Below are 2,043 nucleotides of genomic sequence, written 5' to 3' on the forward strand. Positions count from 1 at the left end.
ACGCCCCAATCTAGCCATATTGACTTTCTATCCAGGGAATGCGCTGTAGGCGGCTTCGGCCGTGCCGGCGCGCCTTCCAGGGGACAGTTCCGCCGCGTGCGGCCATGCACCACATGTGGTAGAAGCCTACCGCATAGCCCACCAGAAATGACGGAGCCGTAAGGGGCGAGACGACGCATGGCTGGCCATTCGCAATTCAAGAACATCATGCACCGCAAGGGAGCGCAGGACGCCAAGCGCTCCAAAATGTTCAACAAGCTCGCGCGCGAGATCACGGTCTCCGCGAAGTCGGGCCTGCCCGACCCGGCGGCGAACCCGCGGCTGCGCGCGGCGATCCAGGCCGCGCGCGCCCAGAACATGCCCAAGGACCGCATCGAGCGTGCGATCAAGCAGGGCAGCCCCGGCGGCGACGACGCCAACTACGAGGAAGTGCGCTACGAGGGCTACGGCCCCGGCGGCGTCGCCCTCATCGTCGAGGCGCTGACCGACAACCGCAACCGCACCGCCGCGGAGGTCCGCTCCGCCTTCGCCAAGCACGGCGGCTCGCTCGGCGAGACGGGCTCGGTCGCGTTCATGTTCAGCCGCATCGGGCTGATCACCTATCCCGCCTCGACCGCGGGCGCCGAGGAGATGTTCGAGGCGGCCCTCGAGGCCGGGGCCGAGAACGTCGAGTCCTTCGAAGAGGCGCACGAGATCACGACCGCGATGGAGGACCTCTCGGCCGTGCGCGACGCGCTGGAGGCCCGCTTCGGCACGCCCGACAGCGCGCGGCTGGCCTGGAAGCCGCTGAACACCGTCGCCCCCGACGACGAGACGGCGCAGACCCTGCTGAAGCTGGTCGACGTCCTGGACGACAGCGACGACGTCCAGAACGTGTCCGGCAACTTCGAGATCTCCGACGAGGCGATGGAGCGTCTGAGCGCCTGATGACAGCGAACCGTCCGTCCGGTCCGGGCGTCATGCGGCTGATCGGCCTCGACCCGGGGCTGCGCCACACCGGCTGGGGCGTCATCGACGTCGCCGGCAACCGCCTGAGCCACGTGGCGGACGGCGCCGTCCATTCCGACGACCGCCTGTCGCTGGCCGAGCGCCTGGTCCAGCTCCACGACCGCCTGTCGGAGGTGATCGAGCGCTGGCAGCCCGACGAGGCCGCGGTCGAGGAGACCTTCGTCAACAAGAACGCCGCCTCGACCCTGAAGCTCGGCATGGCGCGCGGCGTCGTGCTGATGGTGCCGGCCAAGGCCGGGCTGCCCGTGGCCGAGTACCCGACCAGCCTGGTCAAGAAGTCCGTGGTCGGGACCGGCGGGGCCGACAAGGCGCAGGTCCAGGTGATGATCCGCATGCTGCTCCCCGGCTCGCAGATCGCGTCGGCCGACGCCGCCGACGCGCTGGCGGTCGCCGTGTGCCACGCCCACCACGCCCAGACCCGGCGCATCGTCGGCGGCATTCTGGCGGGAGGCGTGCGATGATCGCCAAGCTGACCGGCCGCCTCGACGGCGTCGGCACCGACCATTGCGTCGTCGACTGCGGCGGCGTCGGCTACCTCGTCTTCTGCTCGGCACGCACCCTGCGCCGCCTGGACGGGCAGGGCGGCCCCGTGTCGCTGCGGATCGAGACCCATGTCCGCGAGGACAACATCAGCCTCTACGGCTTCTTCGACCAGGCCGAGCGGGACTGGTTCCGCCTGCTGACGACCGTCCAGGGCGTCGGCTCGCGCGTCGCGCTCGCCGTGCTCTCGGTGATCGATCCCGAGCGCCTGCCGCAGGTGATCGCCGCCCAGGACCGCACCGCGCTCGTCCAGGCCGACGGGGTCGGGCCCAAGCTCGCCAACCGCATCCTGAGCGAGCTCAAGGACAAGGTGAGCGACCTGCGCATCGGCCCGGCCGCGCCGGCCTCCGCCGGGGCGGGCACGGCCGCCGTCCCGGTCGAGGCCGGGGCGACGGCCGACGCCGTGTCCGCGCTCGTCAACCTGGGCTACCGCCGCGCCGAGGCGTTCACCGCCGTCGCCACCGCCGCCCAGCGCCTCGGCGACGCCGCCAGCGT

The 2,043-nt window shown here is 71.3% G+C and carries 3 protein-coding genes; all 3 read left to right on the forward strand.

Going from position 1 to position 2,043, the window contains the following annotated elements; all coding sequences use genetic code 11:
* The first annotated feature begins 177 nt into the window (after positions 1–177).
* Positions 178–927: a YebC/PmpR family DNA-binding transcriptional regulator gene (locus VGO20_RS19825; protein ID WP_327504111.1), complete on the forward strand. Its 750-nt coding sequence runs from the start codon at positions 178–180 to the stop codon at positions 925–927.
* A gap of 32 nt (positions 928–959) precedes the next feature.
* Positions 960–1,469 (forward strand): crossover junction endodeoxyribonuclease RuvC, encoded by a 510-nt coding sequence (gene ruvC / locus VGO20_RS19830; RefSeq protein WP_327504113.1) that lies wholly within the window; start codon positions 960–962, stop codon positions 1,467–1,469.
* Positions 1,466–2,043: Holliday junction branch migration protein RuvA (ruvA, locus tag VGO20_RS19835; protein WP_327504112.1), on the forward strand; the 578-nt coding region annotated here is incomplete at its 3' end. The genes ruvC and ruvA, both read left to right, overlap by 4 nt.

This window comes from Arenibaculum sp., assembly GCF_035998295.1.
Taxonomy (GTDB): domain Bacteria; phylum Pseudomonadota; class Alphaproteobacteria; order Azospirillales; family Azospirillaceae; genus DASYHS01.